This window comes from Paenibacillus terrae (assembly GCF_000943545.1).
GTDB classification, from domain to species: Bacteria; Bacillota; Bacilli; order Paenibacillales; family Paenibacillaceae; genus Paenibacillus; species Paenibacillus terrae_A.
In genome coordinates this window covers 1-933 of record NZ_JTHP01000183.1, presented here as the reverse complement: position 1 = coordinate 933, position 933 = coordinate 1, and the positions used below count along the sequence as shown (strand labels likewise).

The 933-nt window shown below is 47.8% G+C and carries 1 protein-coding gene; it reads left to right on the top strand.

What is annotated here, in order from left to right; all coding sequences use genetic code 11:
• The coding region (locus tag QD47_RS31360; protein WP_082067357.1) for an IS630 family transposase at positions 1 to 921 on the top strand (921 nt) is incomplete at its 5' end.
• Positions 922 to 933 lie beyond the last annotated feature (12 nt).

Genomic DNA, 933 nt, shown 5'->3' with positions numbered 1-933 from the left:
GAGATCGGTGATATACTCGGACGTGCACGTCAAACCATCAGCCTCTATTGGCACACCTACCAGAAACAGGGCCTGTCCGGTCTTAAAATGGATCACTCTCCTGGACAACCGACAAAACTCACGGAGGAGCAGCGTCGTCAGTTAGCCGCGATGCTGGAGCAGCATCAACCAGCCGATGTAGGTTTTGAAGCTCGGTATACCTGGACCCTTCCGCTAGTGGCGGAGTGGATCAAGCAGGAGTTCGGTGTCACCATGAGCGTGCGTGGGATTAGTGCGATGCTGAAGCGGATGAACTTCAGTTTTACCAAAGCCACCTATACGCTAGCTAAAGCCGATGAAGACGCCCAAGCCTTTTTTAAAAAGCACACTTTTGCTGAGCTCAAGAGGCAAGTGGAAGCCGAAAAGATCAATCACTTGCTCTTTGAAGACGAGTCGATGATTCGCTCTTATCAAGCGTTGCAGTACAATTGGTTCCCGCGCGGCCGACAACGCAAAGTGCCTACGTACGGTAAACACGAAGGAGCCAAATTGTTTGGAGCCATTAACTATGAAACCGGTCAGGTGCATCACCGGGAAGAAGAAAAGGCCGACACAGAAGCCTTTATTCGATTTCTCCAGGATCTTCTCACTGCATATCCGAATGGAAAAATCGCTTTAATTCTGGATAACAGCCGGATTCATCATGCCATAGAGTTACAGCCTTTTTTGGAGGAACACTCGCGTCTGCAATTGGTTTTTCTGCCGCCTTACAGTCCAAACCTCAATCCAGTTGAAGGGCTGTGGTTGTGGCTCAAAGCCGATGTAGTGAACAACGTCTTTTTTGAAAAATTCTATAAGATTAAACTTCATGTCAGTCAATTTATGAAGCGAATCAATCAGCAACCGTTGGAAACGATTGATCGCCTGCTTGTCAGGTTATGATCTTAATTGCGG